The sequence below is a fragment of the Selenomonas ruminantium subsp. lactilytica TAM6421 genome (assembly GCF_000284095.1).
Classification (GTDB): domain Bacteria; phylum Bacillota; class Negativicutes; order Selenomonadales; family Selenomonadaceae; genus Selenomonas_A; species Selenomonas_A lactilytica.
This window is the reverse complement of the sequence record NC_017068.1, coordinates 1611601-1628601: the sequence shown is the minus strand read 5'-3', so window position 1 is coordinate 1628601 and position 17001 is coordinate 1611601. Positions and strand designations below refer to the sequence as shown.

Below are 17001 nucleotides of genomic sequence, written 5' to 3'. Positions count from 1 at the left end.
ATGGCTAGAAAGAAACATCATCCGCCTCACGAAGAACATGAAGGTGAGCCCTGGCTCCTGCCGTATTCTGACTTGATGACGTTGCTCCTGGCCCTCTTTATCGCCCTCTTTGCTATTTCCCAGACGGACCAGAAGAAGATGTCGGAACTGGCGCAGGCATTCACGGCAGCTTTCAATATGGGCGGTCCCTCCTTCTTCGATAAGGCAGGCCCCAATGTAGGCCGCCGGGCTGAGATGCCGTCGGATGAGGATTTGGGTAATTCGGCTTATTTTGCGGAAAACAGCCAGCTGGAAGAAGTCCAGAAAAAGATGCAGGAATACATTGAAGAAAATCATTTGGAGGATCAGCTCAGTACGGAGATGGCCGAAGAAGGCCTGATGATCCGCATCAAGGAACGGGCGCTGTTCCCCTCGGGTTCTGCCCAGCTGGTGGGACAGGCCCAATCCATTGTTCCCGTAGTGGCCGGTATGCTGGCATCGCTGCCGGAACGGGTGGTCATTTCCGGGCACACGGATAATGTTCCCATCAATACGGCTCAATATCCCTCCAATTGGGAGCTAAGCTCGTCCAGGGCTATGAACCTGATGAAGGCTGTGCTGGCGGCAGAGAAATCGTTGAATCCTGCCCGTTTCAGTGCCATTGGCTATAGCGAATATCGGCCTATTGCCGATAATAAGACCGATGCCGGCAGACAGCAGAATCGCCGGGTAGAGATTTTCATCGCCCGCAATTATCGCTTTAATCCCAATGAGCCTGCAGGCGGCAAGGTCACCAAGCCCGATACGGGCGCCGATGGCATGCCGACGAACAATAGTGGTCCAGCTACTCCCTCCACCGATGGAGCGGCCAGCAGCAGGATGGCAACAACATCTATGTAAAGCAAGCAGGACAAAGCCGGCTGAAAAGCCGGCTTGTTCTTTGCCTAAAAGACAAATAAATGGTAAGATTATAGGAGGCTGTTTTTTTGATTACAGGAATTGGTATGGATATAGTAGAAGTCAGCCGGGTGAAAAAGGCGATCATAAGTGATCACTTTGTCACCCGGGTGTTTACCCCGGCAGAGATCGAGTATTGCCGCAGTCGTGGACAACAGGCAGCACAGAGCTTTGCTGCCCGTTTTGCGGCCAAAGAAGCGATTATGAAGGCTTTTGGGACAGGCTTGCGCGGTGGGAAACTCACGGATATGGAAATCCTGCCGGATGAGTTGGGATGTCCCCAGACTCGACTGACCGGTTATTTTGCAGATCTGGCCCGGACGAAGGGCGTAAAGAATATTTGGCTGTCCCTGACGCATACAAAAGAGTATGGGGCAGCGCAATGTGTGATGGAGGCATAAGGATGAAGATAGCAGTAAGTGAAGAAATGCGTAATATCGATCGATTGGCTGCCGAGGAATACGGTCTGCCGGAACTCCTGCTGATGGAAAGTGCCGGTCATCGTATTGCTCAGGCCATGGAGCATCTGTTGGGCGAAGTGGCAGGCAAAACCATCTGTGTATTGGCAGGCAGTGGCAATAACGGTGGAGACGCCTTTGCCGCCGCCCGCTATCTGACCAATATGGGGGCGAAGATCAAGATCTTTTTGACCTGTGAACCGGCGCATCTGAAGACTGCTTCATCCCGCATGAAAAAGGCCAGTGACAAAATGGGCATCGAAGTCCATGGTCTGGAAGAAGACCGGGATTGGAATCGCCTGCATGTAGCGCTGAAATTTGCCGATGGCATCGTGGATGGTATTTTAGGTACGGGCTTCAATGGTGAGTTGAAGAAGAAAGTCCTGCGTCTGATTGAAGAAGTCAATGAAGCCGGCAAAAAGGTACTGTCTGTGGATATTCCCAGTGGTGTGGAGGCTGATACAGGCAAGGTCTCTACGGTAGCGATTATGGCGAATATGACACTGACACTGGGGCTGCCCAAAGTTGGTCATTTGCTGAGTCCCGGTGCGGATATGACCGGCCAGTTGATTGTTGATGATATCGGCATTCCGCAGAATCTGCTGCAAAGCAAGCAGATCCGGCAGGCATTGCTGGATGATAAACTGGCGGTGACATTACTGCCCTTGCGTGGGAAAGCGGTGCATAAGGGAGATTGCGGCAAAATCCTCGTGGTGGCCGGGTCACTGGGGATGACCGGCGCGGCAGCTTTGGCCGCGACAGCCGCTTTGCGTGCCGGTGCGGGGATTGTCACGTTGGCCGTGCCAGCATCGTTACAGCCTGTACTGGCTGGTCAGCTGCAGGAAGTCATGGTGCAGCCCGTGGCGGAAAAGACCACGGGAGCAATGGGCGGTGAAGAGGCGTTGAAGAAACTGCTGGAACTGGCGCAGATACATGATGCCGTGTTGATTGGCCCGGGAATGGGGCGCAGCATGGAAACGCAGGAACTGATCCGCATGTTCGTGCAGCGTGTCAATAAGCCATTGGTCATGGATGCGGATGCGCTCTTTGCCTTTAACAGCCAACCGGATGATTTGAGCAAATTGCCGCAGGTGCCGGTACTCACACCGCATTTAGGGGAAATGGCAGCTCTTTTGGGCGTAACTGTGCCGGAACTGCGGGAGTCGCTTCTGCCCATTGTCCGTGAGGCTGCGGCAGAATATCAGTGCATCCTGGTGGTCAAGAGTGAATGTACGCTGGTGGCTTATCCGGATGGCATGATCTTTTTGTCTTCCCAGGGGAATCCCGGCATGGCAACAGCTGGCAGCGGTGATGTGCTGGCCGGTACCATTACGGGACTGATGAAGCAGACGGAGAGCGGTTTGGCACCGTTGGCAGGTGTTTACCTGCATGGCCGGGCAGGCGATATTGCCTATGGCGAAAAGGGGGAATCCCTGCTTGCCGGTGATATCCGGGAAAATCTAGCCCAGGCATTGAAAGGATTACGGAAAAAACAGTTGACTGGTCAATCCTGATTATGACCATTTTTTTTAGAGGAGTTTTACGTTTAATGGAACAAGATTCATTTAAGGTTTTAGAATACAGGAAGATAACCGATAAATTGGCAGAATATGCCGGTTCGGCATTGGGCAAGGAAAAAGCCCATGAGCTGGTGCCCAGCTCGGACTTTGCCGAAGTTTTGGAATGGCAGGAGCAGACGACGGAAGCGGTCAAGGTGCTTTCTATGTCAGCACCGCCTTTAGGAGGAATCCGGGATATCCGTCTGCTTCTGAAGAAAGCGGGCAAGGGGGCCATACTGGAACTCGAAGAGCTGCAGAATATCATGAGCACCATGTATGCCATGCGTACCATCAAGTATTTCTTTCGGGATCTGGAAATGGAATCCCCAATTTTACAGGAATGGGCACGTTCCTTGGAAATCCTAGGACAGCTGGAGCGCAACCTCAATAATGTCATCGATGAACATGGTAATATGCGGGAAGATGCCAGCGTGGAATTGCGCCGCATCCGCCGGGAACTGAAATCCTCCCAAACCCGCATCAAGGACAAGATCAATGCGATTCTCCATGATGGGGCTTATCAGAAGATGTTTCAGGATGCCATCGTTACGGTCCGTGATGAGCGTTATGTTATTCCGGTAAAGGCTGAGTACCGCGCGCATTTTCCTGGCCTGATCCACGACCAGTCCGCCAGCGGTTCCACCCTCTTTATCGAGCCGATGGCTGTGGTGGAGCTCAATAATGATGTGAAGCAGCTGACTTTGGCTGAGCAGCAGGAAATCCAACGCATCCTGCGGCAGCTGTCCGGTGAGATCCAGCGGGAGAAGGAGACGCTTTCTGCCAACTGCGAGATCTTAGGGGACATTGACTTCACCTTTGCCAAGGCAAGGCTGGCCAATGCCATGAAGGCGGTAAGACCTCTCCTGAATGAGGAAGGCCGTACGGTGCTGAGTAATGCCCGTCATCCGCTGATTGCTGTGGATAAGGTCGTACCGACCACAATCAGCATCGGACAGGATTATCGGATGCTGCTGATTACCGGCCCGAATACCGGCGGTAAGACCGTCACCATGAAAACCTTGGGGCTGCTGGTATTGATGGCTCAGGCAGGTCTTTACCTGCCTGTCGATCAGGGCTCGGAAATCGCCTTGTATGCGAATATCTATGCCGATATCGGGGATGAGCAGAGCATTGAGCAGAGCTTGTCCACTTTCTCGGCCCATATGACGCATATCGTCAGCATCCTGGATAAGGTGGAAAGCGACGATTTATTGCTGTTGGACGAATTGGGTGCCGGCACTGATCCCGAAGAAGGTGCGGCTTTGGCCATGTCCATTCTGGAAAAATTACTGGAAGTACAGGCTACGACTATTGCCACTACGCATTATTCGGAATTGAAGACCTTTGCCTATACCCGGGAAGGAATCGAAAATGCCTGTGTTGAATTTGATATTGAAACCCTGCGCCCCACTTACCGCCTGTTGATCGGTATCCCGGGTGCCAGCAATGCCTTTGCCATCAGCAAGCGGCTGGGGCTGGCGGATTCCTTGATCCTGCGGGCCCAGCAGCTCGTAAAGGCCGACCATGCGCAGTTTGAACATGTCATCAATGAGTTGGAAAATGAAAAGATGATGTATGAGCAGCGCAATGCCGATATTGCTGAGCGGCAGGCCCGGGTGAAGAAGCTGGAAGAAAAGCTGCTGAAGGCCAAGGAAGAGCTCAGCCAGAAGAAGGGCGATATCATCCGCAAGGCTAAGGACAAGAGTGCCGCCCTTATCCGTCAGACGCGGCGGGAGTCGGAAGAGGTCATCAACCAGCTCAAGGAGCAGTTTGACGATCAGGGCATCAGGGCACGCCAGCAGGCCATCCAGAATGCCCGGGCGAAAATCAATGAAGCTTCGGCCAAGGCTAATCCAGGCATCATGGCGCAGAAGGGCGTGGGCCAGCGCATCGATCTCAAGAAGATCCGCGTGGGCGATACGGTTTATGTGAAGAAGCTGGATCAGAAGGGCACGGTGCTGGAGATCCAGGGCAAGGACCTGACGGTACAGGTAGGCGCCCTGCGTACCAAACTCAAGGCCAATGCCTGCACCTTCCTTGCTCATAAGGTCGAGGAAAAGCCCGGTGTGAATACCGGCAGCCGCAAGAATTCCCAGTCTGGCAGTTTCCTGCAGAAGACTCAGAACATCGGCCGGGATATCGATATCCGTGGCATGATGGTGGACGAAGCAGAAATGACTTTAGGCAAGTTTATCGACGATGCCGTGATTGCCGGGCTTTCGCAGGTCCTGATTATCCACGGCAAGGGAACCGGCGCCCTGCGCAAGGGGGTCCATGCCTATTTGAAGAATCATCGTAATGTACTTAGTTTCCAATTTGCTGATATTAACGAGGGTGGCACTGGTGCCACAGTAGTGGAGTTGAAGTGATATGAATAATCTGGAGCTATTGACCATTGATTCCGGCCAGCGGATGGCAGCATTATTTACGGAAATCGAATTATATGAGATTTATTTGGAATGTTTTGCCCAACCTCCTTACGAAGAATATTTTACTGCTGATGAGGTGGCTCGTCTCTTTCGCAGTTACGCAGACAAAGGGCTGATTGTTCTCTGTATGGATAGCGAGTTGGCGCGGTGTGCGGGCTTTTTGGCTGCGGTGCCGCTGAAGGATGATGTGGAAATAGCCCGGATAGCACAGAATAATGGCATAAATCCGGAGGCTTATTGGTTTCTGGAAGAAGGGGGCGTAGGGAAGGCCTATCGTCATCGGCAGATTTTTTCCAGCATGGAACAGGAACTACGCCGGAAAATTTCTGCGAAGGGAATTGTAAGCCGTACCAAGGCTACGAATACCGCGTCCCTGAAAGCACATAAGAAATTAGGATATCGGATCGTGCAGGGGATGACACAGCTTGTGACTTACAAGCATCTTTCCGGTGAGATCCGACAGGACGAACGCATCTTCATGAAATATTTGCCGAAATAAAGGGCAAAGCGCAAGATTTGTCTTTACAAGGCCAATGGGCCTATGCTATACTTACAAAGGTGTTTGACACCAATCCACAGCCCGGACGGCGAAGAACTCCGACGCCATCTTAGCTGTAGGACATATTTTAGATTTATAGGAGGAGTTTTCACATGTTGACTCAGGAAGCAAAACAGGAAATCATGCAGAAGTATGCCGTTCACGAAGGTGACACGGGTTCTCCGGAAGTACAGATCGCTGTACTGACCGCTCGCATTCAGTACCTCACGGATCATCTGAAGGAGCACAAGAAGGACCATCATTCCCGTCGTGGCCTGCTGAAGATGGTTGGTCATCGCCGCCGTCTCCTCAGCTACCTCTACAAGAAGGACATCGAGCGTTATCGTTCCATCATCGCTAAGCTCGGCATCCGCGCTACGATCGGCTAATAGCGAGATTACCTTAAGCAAAGAAAGCGGGAGATTTTCCCGCTTTTTTCTTGTATATTTCCTTTATGACAGGATTAAATCAATAGATGTCGAACTATATCAAAGTATGAGTTTGACGTAGGAGGAGAATTATGCAAAGTTTTGAAATGGAACTGGGCGGCCGCAAGCTGACGATTGAAACCGGCAAACTGGCAAAACAGGCCAACGGCGCTGCCTTCGTCCGCTATGGTGATACGGTGGTGCTCGTCACGGCTACCGCATCCGCTGAACCCCGCGAAGGCGTGGATTTCTTCCCGCTGACGGTGGATTACGAAGAAAAGATGTATGCTGCAGGCAAGATTCCCGGCGGCTTTATCAAGCGTGAGGGCCGTCCTTCCAGCGACGCCATCCTCTGTGCCCGCCTGATTGACCGTCCCATCCGCCCGCTGTTCCCCAAGGGCTACCGCAATGATGTGCAGATTGTGGCTACGGTAATGTCCGTTGAGCAGGACAATGCTCCGGAACTGGCTGCCATGATTGGTGCGTCTGCTGCCCTCTGCATCTCCGATATTCCGTTCATGGGTCCGATTGCTGGTGTGCGTGTCGGCCGCGTGAATGATGAATTCGTCATCAACCCCACGGAAGAACAGCGCAAGGTTTCCACGCTGAACCTCACCGTTGCCGGCTCCAAGGATGCCGTGATGATGGTGGAAGCTGGTGCTAACGAGCTGCCGGAAGATGTGATCCTCGATGCCATCCTCTATGGCCATCAGGAAATCAAGCGCATCGTGGCGTTCCAGGAAGAGATCCAGCAGGCCTGCGGCAAGGAAAAGCGTATCACCAAGCTCTTCACTGTGCCTGAAGAACTCGAAGCTGCCATTCGTGAATACGCCAAGGACAGACTTGACGAAGCAACCCGCAATCCGGACAAGCTCGATCGCGATGCCCATATTGCGGAAGTCAATGCCGATACCATGGAACATTTCCTCGTGGAATATCCGGAAATGGACAAGGAAATCGCCATGGCCCTGCATGATCTGGAAAAAGAGATCGTGCGCCATATGATCACCCATGAAAAGATCCGTCCGGATGGCCGTGGCCTCGAAGAAGTGCGCCCGGTCAGCTGCGAAGTAGGTCTGTTGCCCCGTGCACATGGTTCCGGCCTGTTCACGCGCGGCCAGACGCAGATCATGACGGTGACCACCTTAGGGCCGATGAGCGATGAACAGATCATCGATGGCCTTGGCCCCGAAACCACGAAGCACTATATCCATCATTACAACTTCCCCGGCTATTCCGTCGGCGAAGCAAAGCCCATCCGCAGCCCAGGCCGCCGCGAAATCGGTCATGGTGCACTGGCAGAGCGCGCTCTGGTACCGGTCATTCCCTCCACGGAAGAATTCCCGTACACCATCCGCCTCGTTTCGGAAGTTCTGGAATCCAACGGTTCCAGTTCCATGGGTTCCGTTTGCGGCAGCACCTTGTCCCTGATGCAGGCCGGCGTGCCCATCAAACGTCCGGTTTCCGGCGTGGCTATGGGTCTGGTCAAAGAAGGGGATGCCTACACGATCCTGACCGATATCCAGGGCATGGAAGATGCGCTGGGCGATATGGACTTCAAGGTGGCCGGTACGGAAAATGGTGTCACCGCTATTCAGATGGATATCAAGGTGGCTGGTATCGACCGCAACATCTTGTCTTCTGCTTTGCAGCAGGCTAAGCGTGGCCGTGCCTTCATCCTGGGCAAGATGCTGGAAGTCATCGATAAGCCCAACGAAGACCTGTCTCCGTACGCTCCGCGTGTGGAAACCATGCAGATTAAGGTGGACAAGATCCGTGACGTCATTGGCACCGGCGGCAAGGTGGTCAAGGGCATCATTGATGCTACCGGCGTACAGATCGACATCCATGAAGACGGCAATATCTTCATCTTCTCCGCCGATGCAGAGGGCATGAAGAAAGCCCGTCAGATGATCGAAGACATCGTCAAGGAAGTTGAGGTCGGTGAGGTCTACACCGGTACCGTAACCCGCCTGATGAAGTTCGGCGCCTTCGTGGAAGTCCTGCCGGGCAAGGAAGGTCTCTGCCATATCTCCCAGTTGGCTAAACGCCGCGTGGAGAATGTGGAAGATGTGGTACAGGTTGGTGACCAGCTCGAAGTCAAGGTCGTGGAGATTGATGACAAGGGCCGCGTAAACCTCAGCCATAAAGTATTGCTGTAATAGAAATAAATAAGGGGCTTACGGGCCCCTTTATTTTTATGGGAAAGGCAGTGTGAACAAGAATATGCAGAATGGTGTCCTTACCAAAGAAATAAATGAAATCCTGACACAGGCGGTGGAGCTGGCGCAAAATAAAAAAGCCGCCGAAGCAGAGGCGGCCTTGAAAGCAGAAATCGATAAGGTTGAACAATTGAATCTCTATAATGACGGTCATGCGGACTATTATGACTTCAATACCCTGATGGAAATGGTCATGTTCCAGACGCAGCATCCCGAAATCCAGCCAGTGGCCGATGTTGAAGAACCGCTGAACCGCCTTTATGCCATGTATGGCTCCATCCTGCTGGAGCAGGGCAAGCTGGATGAGGCAGAGGAGGCCTTGGCCATTGCCATGGACTGGAATCCCATGAGCGCGGCCATCGCCTTTGAACATGCAGAGATCTTCAAGCAGAAGAAGGACTGGGAGAAGTTCAAGGAACTTACGGTGGCAGTATTTCCCATTGCCTACAAGCGCAAGGAAATCGCCCATTGTTATCGCAACCTGGGCTATTACTTCGTGGAAAAGCAGATGTGGGATGAGGCGGTAGGCTGTTACCTGCTGAGCATGAGCTTTGCCGATGCTGAGGGACGCTATCAGGCGGAATTGGAGCTCAAATACATCCACGAGGAAACTGAAGGCCAAGCCCAGCGTCCATCCATCGGTGCCCTGCGTTCCTATGGCGAGAAATACGGTTTCCCGGTAGGCCCTGATGCCAAAATCATCGAAACCGCCATGCAGTACGGCAAATCCATGCTGGCCAATAAAAAGTATGAACATGCCAACTATTTCCTGGATATCGCCTATAAACTCACGGAAAACAAGGAATTAAAGGAACTGCTGGATAAAATAAATGCGCAGGTCACGGCAAACCATAAGGCGTGACCTGCGCAAAAAAATCATTTATTTATTTTTATACTCAAAATATGTTTGGCGCATTTCGGCGCGGGTTTTGGTAGCAGGCCAAAGCTCCCCGAGTGCGCCTTTTCGCATGGCAGCGCCCAAATGGTCATAGACATCGGGAATGGTCTCGCCCAGAGTGGCAATCAGTTCCTTGACCTCCTGACGGCAGGTGTTGCCATCATGGGGACAGGGGCTTTTGACCGGATCGAAGCCGTGGATATGGATGGCGTCCACCATTTCGGACTCCCGGAAGTAAACCAGCGGGCGGATGACGGTGAGCTTGGTGCGGTCCAGATAAGTGACGGGGGTAAAGGTATGGAGCTGCCCGGAATAGAGCAGACTCATCAGGAAGGTTTCCACCGCATCATCATGGTGGTGGGCATAGGCAATCTTATTCACGCCATGTTCCAGGGCATAGCGGTTCATGGCTCCCCGGCGGAAAAAAGCACAGGTAAAGCAAGGATTTTTCTCGGGGGTATTTTCAATCGTGCCGGCAATATCCACATCGATGATATCATAGGGGATTTCAAGCTCGGCCATAAAATCCCGCGCCCGCTCGATATCAAAGAGGGCAGGGCGGCCATTCTCGTCCCTGAACTGAGGGTTGATGGTGAGGGCCGACAGTTTGAAATCCTTATGCAGGCGCTTTTTTAGGATGGCCATGGCATAGGCGAGGAAGATGCTGTCCTTGCCGCCGGAAATCCCCAGCAGGATATGATCGCCGTCGTTTATCATATCGAATTCGACAATGGCCCGCATCAGTTTGCTGTAATATAGTTGAGGAATTTGGATGTTCATTAAATGTCTCCTTTTGCCTTGTGGAATATAAAAAACCGGCTACCAGCCGGTTTTCTATTTACGCCTGCATATTGTTGCATGAGATACGCCTGTCTGTATAATCCATCCTTGAAAAAGATACAATCAAGCAGTTAAATTGACATTGCCGCCGATATTATTGCCAGCGTCGTACGATGAAACATGTGCACGCTGATCATAGCGGACGATAACCATAGTACCATCAGACATTCTCTTAGTGATCGTAGCACTTTCCACAGCATTACGATCAGCAGAGGAGTCTTGAGTATTGGAATTATGTTGGAATGAATTCGATGACCTGACTATGGCATCCACAGAAGCAATTCCGGATGCCATCAGATTCCAACGGTAGCTGAAACCACCAATGCTGCTTGCACCGCTCATAACTATCCCTCCCTTGCCATGCAAACAGGACAGTACCTCCATTTAAATTATAACATGAAAAGCAATAGATGGGCAATCATTTTTTTACAATTTTTGCAAAATAATCATTTTTGATTAAGATGGTACATAGCTGCTACAGCCTGACCTAAGCAGATGCCGCCATCGTTGGGGGGGATTTGGCTATGGCGCAGAACCTGGAAACCGTGCTGCCGTAATATTTTAGTGGTCAGCTCTGTCAGCAAATGATTCTGGAATACGCCTCCGGACAGGGCCACGGTGGATAAGCTGGTCTTGGCGCGGGCCCGCAGGCAGGCAGCAGCAGTGAACTGCGCAAGCTGGGCATGGAAATGATAGGCTAATTTGCAGCAGTTTTCACCAGCCAGCCGCTGTTCCAGCAAAAGGGCGAATATTTTGTCCGTGTTGAAGGCGGCAGAGTGGACTGGCAAATCAGCCTTATGTTCATCCTGCCATTTCTGGGCGGCAAATTCCAGATACATGCTGGCCTCTCCTTCGAAGGTGGAACTTTTGCGGATGCCCAGGATGGCACTGACTGCATCAAAGATGCGCCCGGCGCTGGTGCTGGTAATGGTATTGATATTGTTGTCCAGCATAAAGAACATGGCATTTAGGTCATTATCGGAACAAAGACCCAACTGTTGCACGAGTTTTTGGGTTTCAACCTGGCTTTTGGTTAAATTGTAGAGCAGGGATACCGCGATGCGCCAGCCTTCGCGGCTGGCCTTGTCGCCGCCTGCCTGCCGGAAAGGGGTGATGGAATCCAGCCGCTCAAAACCTGCCAGATCCGCCTGCAGGATTTCCCCACCCCAGATGGTACCGTCCGGGCCATATCCCGTGCCATCAAAGGCTACGCCGATAACAGCTTCGTCATAGTCATTTTCGGCCATACAGGAAAGGATATGGGCATAATGATGTTGTACCGGGAACAGGGGCAGGCCCAGCTTTTTGGCTATGGTTACGGTATTATAGCGGGGGTGCATATCGCAGGCGACCAGCTGTGGCTCACATTCCAATAGTTCCGTCAGCCGCCCGATGGTTTCCCGCAAGGCCTGCATGGTGCGCAGATCGCTCATGTCGCCCACATAGGGAGATGGGTAGAAGATATTGTCACTGCCTACGCAGAAAGTATTCTTGAGTTCCCCGCCAATCCCCAGCACAGCACCATGGAAATCATTCTTGAGCATAAAGGGCAGAGGGGCAAAACCGCGGCTGCGGCGGATCATATAAGGTTTTCCATCGAGCCAGTCCATCACCGTATCATCAGCCCGGATGCGGATTTTGCGGTTATGGGAGAGCATCAGGTCGCAGAAGCCCTCAAGGGCAGCGATGGCGCTTTCATCGTCCCGGCAGATCGGGGCCCCCGCCGGATTGCCGCTGGTCATGATCAGAGTATCGGGCATGGTGAGTCCATCCGGATAGTCAAACAACAGCATATGCAAAGGCGCATAAGGGAGCATCACACCGATTTTCGGATTGCCGGGAGCAACACTGTCCACGATCTGACCGGTCAAATTCCGCTTTAACAGCAGAATAGGCTTCTGATGACCGGTCAACATTCCCTGCTGGCCATTTTCCACATGACATTCCCGTTCAATTGCAGCCATATTCCGGGCCATAATCGCAAAGGGCTTGACCGGGCGGTGCTTCAGCTTACGCAGTCGCTGGACAGCGTCGTCATTGGTGGCATCGCAGCAGAGATGGAAACCGCCGATTCCCTTGATGGCAACAATGCCGCCGTCGATAATCGTCTTGCGGGTGTGGGTGATCGCCTCGGCGCCCCGGATAGCTTCCGCACCGATGATGTAGACTTCCGGCCCGCAGTGATTGCAGCAGACGGGCTGGGCATCGTAGCGGCGGGTAGCGGGGGAGTCGTACTCGGCTTGGCAGTCCGGACACAGGGGAAAATCTCCCATGCTGGTGCGTTCCCGGTCATAGGGCATGGAGTCCAATATAGTCAGTCGTGGTCCGCAGGCTGTGCAGTTGATGAAGGGATGCAGATAGCGTCTATCTTGGGGATCAAAGAGTTCTGTCTGACACTTGTCGCAGGTGGCAATATCCGGTGACACAAAAATGGAGCCTTTTTCCTTGGCACTTTCAATGATCTGGAAGTCCTCATAGCGTTCCTCCTGTTGCAAAGACTGACGTGTCAATTTCAGGATGGAAGCCCGTTCCGGCGGTTCCTGCTCGATGGCAGTCAAAAAATCATTCACGGCCTCGCCGTCTCCCTGGGCGAAAACTTCCACATAGGGCCCCTTGTTGCAGACGCTGCCATTGATGTGAAAACGGGCAGCCAATCTGGCCACGAAGGGACGAAAGCCCACGCCCTGAACAATTCCGAAGACTCTTGCCTGATAAAGTGCCATATCTGTCACTCACTTTCGTAAAAAATCTCTATTCATTATACTATATCAGTGAGCGGAATAAAAAGGATCGAGATAAATTTGCAATAGACAGAAAAATTTATATAAAGAATTTTTTTTGCGCAAAGGGGTATATTTTTTCTTTATAGTATGATACAATATAATTGTCGATAGGGGAGAGGTTGGATATCCCACCAGCCCCCGAAAAAACCTATCGGTCTCTTCTCTGGAAACATATCCCAGTTTCCAGTATCCCATTTCCTTACATCTTTTTAGAAAGAACCGGAGTCAGTGGAGTGATGACGGTTCTTTTCGTTTGCCAAAAATTCCCTATGGCTCACTAGTGACGGAAAAAGTAGAAAAAAGCAGTGCCATTTTTGAACAGGCAATCTGAAACCAAAGCAAGAAGGAATTTTATGACTTTTATAGAAATTATAAAAAATACATGTACTGGTTATGGTGCTTTTGAATTGAGAGGATGTTCGGATTATGGGAGAGTTCTTGCGGGTATTACGAAAAATGGTGCATGAACAGCCAAATATCAGGACGCGTCTGTTGCGGCTGCTGATCTTAAGCAGCTTGTTGTCGGCCATGGTGTTTGCCGGGCTGTCATTTTATGGCATGACCTTTGTCCGCAAAGACATAGCGGACATGGGAACGCAGCTTTCGGAGTCGGGGGCTGAGTACACGAAGCAGTATATCAACAAGACCAGCAAGGATACTTTGGCGGAACTGGCCAAGGCGGAAGCAGGGTATATTGATCGTGAAATGTCGCTGATGCAGCATGATGTGCAGATCCTGTCCGAGGCTTTGACCTGGATTCAGCTGCATCCAGAAAACTTTCTGCCGGGGAACGTATTTGACCTGTATAATGGAAAAGTTCCGCCTACTGCGCCCTGTATTCTTTACAGCCCCGATGTGCGCAAGCGTGGCATCGAAACGGTACAAAAGGAAGTGGAGCTGTCTGCCAATATCAAGGGCACGCTGGTGCCGATGGAAAAGTCATACGGCAATGACAGCTATTCGGCAACCTATTTTGGCAGCAAACATGGATTTTTGATCTGCAGCAGCGTATTTCCCGGCGATGAATACAGTCCCTTGTCCGATGACCCGGCCTTTGACTATGACCCTCGTGTCCGGCCTTGGTATGTAAATGCTGTCAACGCCAATAAGGTGGTATTTTCCCTGCCTTATCTCACGATTCTGAACGAGGAACACAGCGATGTGGAGGTAATAAGCTGCTCTGTCCCTTACTATGATGCGGAAGGGATTGCCGGAGTGGCAAGCCTGGATATGGCTACGAAAAAGCTGCGGCAATACATTCACGATACTGCCATTGGCGAAAAGGGCATCAACTTTGTCATGACCAATGAGGGCAAAATTGTCTTTTCGCCTATGCAGGAAGGTGTGCTGGCAGAGACAGACCAGCCACAGGACCTGCGGCAAAGTGAGGTGGCGGAGCTGGCCCAGGCTGCCCGGCAGATGGCCAAGGGCGAAAGAGGCATGCTGCCTGTGGAGGTATACGGCGAGAAGTATATGCTGGCCTTTGCGCCTATCCCCACCATGGGCTGGAGCCTTGGTCTTTTGGTGTCACAGGAGGATATTTCCTCTTCTCTTCAGGAAAGCCAGAATTATTTTATGGGGCAGATGGATAATTTCAAGGAAAACCTGCAGCGTGAATATCTTTTCCTTTTGCAGGCGGCTCTGCTGGCGCTGCTCATCATGATTGTCATCATGTTTTTCATGTCAGAGCGGCTTTCAGACCGATTCGTTCAGCCCATAAAGCAGATGGCTGATGGCGTAAGGGAAATTGCCAGCGGCAATCTGGACAAGAAGTTGGAGATAAAAACCGGTGATGAGATTGAACATCTAGCCGTCTGCTTCAATGCTATGACGGATGAGCTGAAAGCATATATCGAGAACCTGTCCCAGGTGACGGCAGAGAAGGAGAAAGCGGCAGCTGAGCTTTCGGTGGCCAAAAACATTCAGCTGGGGGCGCTGCCACAGGATTTCCTGACCAGCCGCCAGGAATTTCAGATCTATGCCTCCATGGATGCCGCTAAGGGCGTGGGAGGGGACTTCTACGATTTTTACCTGACGGATGAGAATCATCTGGTCATCACCATCGCCGATGTGTCTGGCAAGGGCATTCCCGCAGCGCTCTACATGATGCGCGCCAAAACGACGCTGAAAAATCTGGTGCTGATGGCCAAAGACCCCGATGATTTTGCTGCTGTCGTGATGTTGGCCAATCAGGAGCTATGCCGGGAAAATGAGGAAATGATGTTTGTCACCGTGTTTATTGCCCAGCTTGACCTGGTTACGGGAGAACTCATCTATGTAAACGGCGGCCATAATCCGCCACTGGTGCAGGAAAATGGTAGGTTCCGTTATCTGCGGCATAAGAAAAAGCATATGATGCTCGGTGTAAACGAGGAGGGGATGTATGAGTCCCACAGCCTTGTCCTGCAGCCAGGAGAGATGATTTTCCTTTATACGGACGGTGTGACGGAGGCCATGAATGAGGCAGGAGGGATGTATTCGGAAGAGCGTCTGCAGGAAACGCTGAATGTCCAGGGAGAAAAAAATGTGCGAGAAATCCTCGCTGCCGTTCGGCAGGATGTGGGCGTCTATGCTGGAGAAGCGGAACAATCTGATGATATCACCATGCTGGGACTGAAATTTTATGGCTATAAAAAAAACTCAAGAGAGGACAGTCGTAAATTGTAACTTGACGATGGGGGGGACTGAATATGCGTAAGAAAATTAGGAAGACCTCAAGAATATCGTCCCTTCCTTGGCGGCTGATTGGGGAATTTGATGCATAAGAAGGGAAAGAAGATGTTGGCAATTATCAAGAGCAAAAAAATCTTTTTAAGTCTGTGCGTCATACTTCTGCTGTTGCTGGCGGGAGCAGGCTATCTTATCGGTAGTGGGTTCGTAGACTATGCCCTGCTGCGGGGCAATCCGGAAGACCCCACGGCCATACCGGAAGCGGCTGCGGCAATTGTGGAGCCGGGACTGGATGCGCCAGCTAAACCGCAGGCCAAAAATGAACTATGGACGATAATCTCTCCGGACGGGCTGAAACTTGTGGCCACCCATTTTTCACCCCCAGAGCCCAGCAACCGCTGGGTAATCCTGGTGCATGGATATGGGCGCAATCAGAGTTTTGTCTGGGATTATGCTGATGAGTACATAAAGCATGGCTACAACGTCCTGACGCCGGATCTGCGTGCTGCCGGAGCAAGTGAAGGGAAATACTTTACCATGGGGGTAAAGGAGAGCGATGATATCGCCCTTTGGGCAAAAGAGATCGCCCAGAAGAATGAGATCGCTAAAATTGCCTTGCATGGGATTTCCATGGGGGCGGCCACGGTGATGATGACGACGGCAAAGCAGCCGCAAAATGTGGTGGCTGCCATTGAAGACTGTGGCTATACCAGTGCCTATGATATGTTCACTGTGCAGCTTGACAAATTATTTGGCCTGCCGGAATCTCCCATAATGAACTGTGTGGATATTGTCAGCCCTGTGAAGATTGGATCCGCCATCTCGGATGCAGCACCTTTACGCAGTGTTCCTCATACCGATGTGCCCATGCTGTTCATACATGGCGATGCCGATAAACTGGTTCCTTGTGAGATGATGGATAAACTATATGCAGCATCATCAGCCCCCGTTAAGGAAAAATTCATCGTAGCGGGAGCAGGACATGCCGATGCAAAAAATACTGCTCCTCAGGAATATTTTCAACGGGTATTTGCTTTTCTGGAAACATATATGAAGTAAATCTAAGTAAAGAAATATATGACGATGGGGCACCATGCCATGGGATAAATACTTTGGCATGGTGCCTTTTTGGCTGGGCAGGAAGCCTTACTTATGCAAAGGTGTTGAGTATGACGATATGTTTTTCATCATACTAAAGCTGGCACGGGCAAAAATCCCGTGCCAATTTTTTATTTTTATG

13 protein-coding genes are annotated in these 17001 nt (G+C 51.5%); 10 read left to right on the top strand and 3 right to left on the bottom strand.

Annotation, left to right across the window (positions count from 1 at the left end; all coding sequences use genetic code 11):
- The 8 genes from SELR_RS07965 (at position 1) to SELR_RS07930 (ending at position 9432) form a co-directional block, all read left to right on the top strand.
- Positions 1 to 879 carry a flagellar motor protein MotB gene (locus SELR_RS07965; RefSeq protein WP_014424703.1) on the top strand — a complete coding sequence of 293 codons (879 nt, stop codon included), beginning with the start codon at positions 1 to 3 and terminating at the stop codon, positions 877 to 879.
- A gap of 86 nt (positions 880 to 965) precedes the next feature.
- Entirely contained in the window at positions 966 to 1337 is a 372-nt protein-coding gene (gene acpS, locus SELR_RS07960; protein ID WP_014424702.1) for a holo-ACP synthase, read from the top strand.
- Between the two features lie 2 nt (positions 1338 to 1339).
- Complete coding sequence (locus tag SELR_RS07955) at positions 1340 to 2908, top strand: bifunctional ADP-dependent NAD(P)H-hydrate dehydratase/NAD(P)H-hydrate epimerase (protein ID WP_014424701.1); 1569 nt, start codon at positions 1340 to 1342, stop codon at positions 2906 to 2908.
- Between the two features lie 35 nt (positions 2909 to 2943).
- Complete coding sequence (locus tag SELR_RS07950) at positions 2944 to 5322, top strand: endonuclease MutS2 (RefSeq protein WP_014424700.1); 2379 nt, start codon at positions 2944 to 2946, stop codon at positions 5320 to 5322.
- 1 nt (position 5323) lies between these two features.
- Positions 5324 to 5881, top strand: coding sequence for a GNAT family N-acetyltransferase (locus SELR_RS07945; protein WP_014424699.1), 558 nt, complete (start codon positions 5324 to 5326; stop codon positions 5879 to 5881).
- 152 nt (positions 5882 to 6033) lie between these two features.
- Complete coding sequence (gene rpsO, locus SELR_RS07940; RefSeq protein ID WP_014424698.1) at positions 6034 to 6309, top strand: 30S ribosomal protein S15; 276 nt, start codon at positions 6034 to 6036, stop codon at positions 6307 to 6309.
- Between the two features lie 131 nt (positions 6310 to 6440).
- Positions 6441 to 8510, top strand: a complete 2070-nt coding sequence (locus SELR_RS07935) for a polyribonucleotide nucleotidyltransferase (protein WP_014424697.1) — start codon at positions 6441 to 6443, stop codon at positions 8508 to 8510.
- Between the two features lie 52 nt (positions 8511 to 8562).
- Positions 8563 to 9432, top strand: coding sequence for a hypothetical protein (locus SELR_RS07930; RefSeq protein ID WP_014424696.1), 870 nt, complete (start codon positions 8563 to 8565; stop codon positions 9430 to 9432).
- Between the two features lie 18 nt (positions 9433 to 9450).
- Here the strand turns inward: SELR_RS07930 and SELR_RS07925 are convergent, their stop codons facing one another.
- The 3 genes from SELR_RS07925 to hypF form a co-directional block, all read right to left on the bottom strand.
- The gene (locus SELR_RS07925; protein ID WP_014424695.1) at positions 9451 to 10248 is read right to left on the bottom strand and encodes a tRNA 2-thiocytidine biosynthesis TtcA family protein; all 798 of its coding nucleotides are present in this window, start codon (positions 10246 to 10248) and stop codon (positions 9451 to 9453) included.
- Positions 10249 to 10371: 123 nt separating this feature from the next.
- Entirely contained in the window at positions 10372 to 10650 is a 279-nt protein-coding gene (locus SELR_RS07920; RefSeq protein WP_041914337.1) for a hypothetical protein, read from the bottom strand.
- 104 nt (positions 10651 to 10754) lie between these two features.
- Positions 10755 to 13031, bottom strand: a complete 2277-nt coding sequence (gene hypF, locus SELR_RS07915; RefSeq protein ID WP_041914336.1) for a carbamoyltransferase HypF — start codon at positions 13029 to 13031, stop codon at positions 10755 to 10757.
- A gap of 486 nt (positions 13032 to 13517) precedes the next feature.
- On the opposite strand from hypF, the gene SELR_RS07910 reads away from it, so the two are divergent.
- Positions 13518 to 15758: a SpoIIE family protein phosphatase gene (locus SELR_RS07910; protein ID WP_014424693.1), complete on the top strand. Its 2241-nt coding sequence runs from the start codon at positions 13518 to 13520 to the stop codon at positions 15756 to 15758.
- 111 nt (positions 15759 to 15869) lie between these two features.
- Complete coding sequence (locus SELR_RS07905) at positions 15870 to 16820, top strand: alpha/beta hydrolase (RefSeq protein WP_050992760.1); 951 nt, start codon at positions 15870 to 15872, stop codon at positions 16818 to 16820.
- Positions 16821 to 17001: the final 181 nt, after the last annotated feature.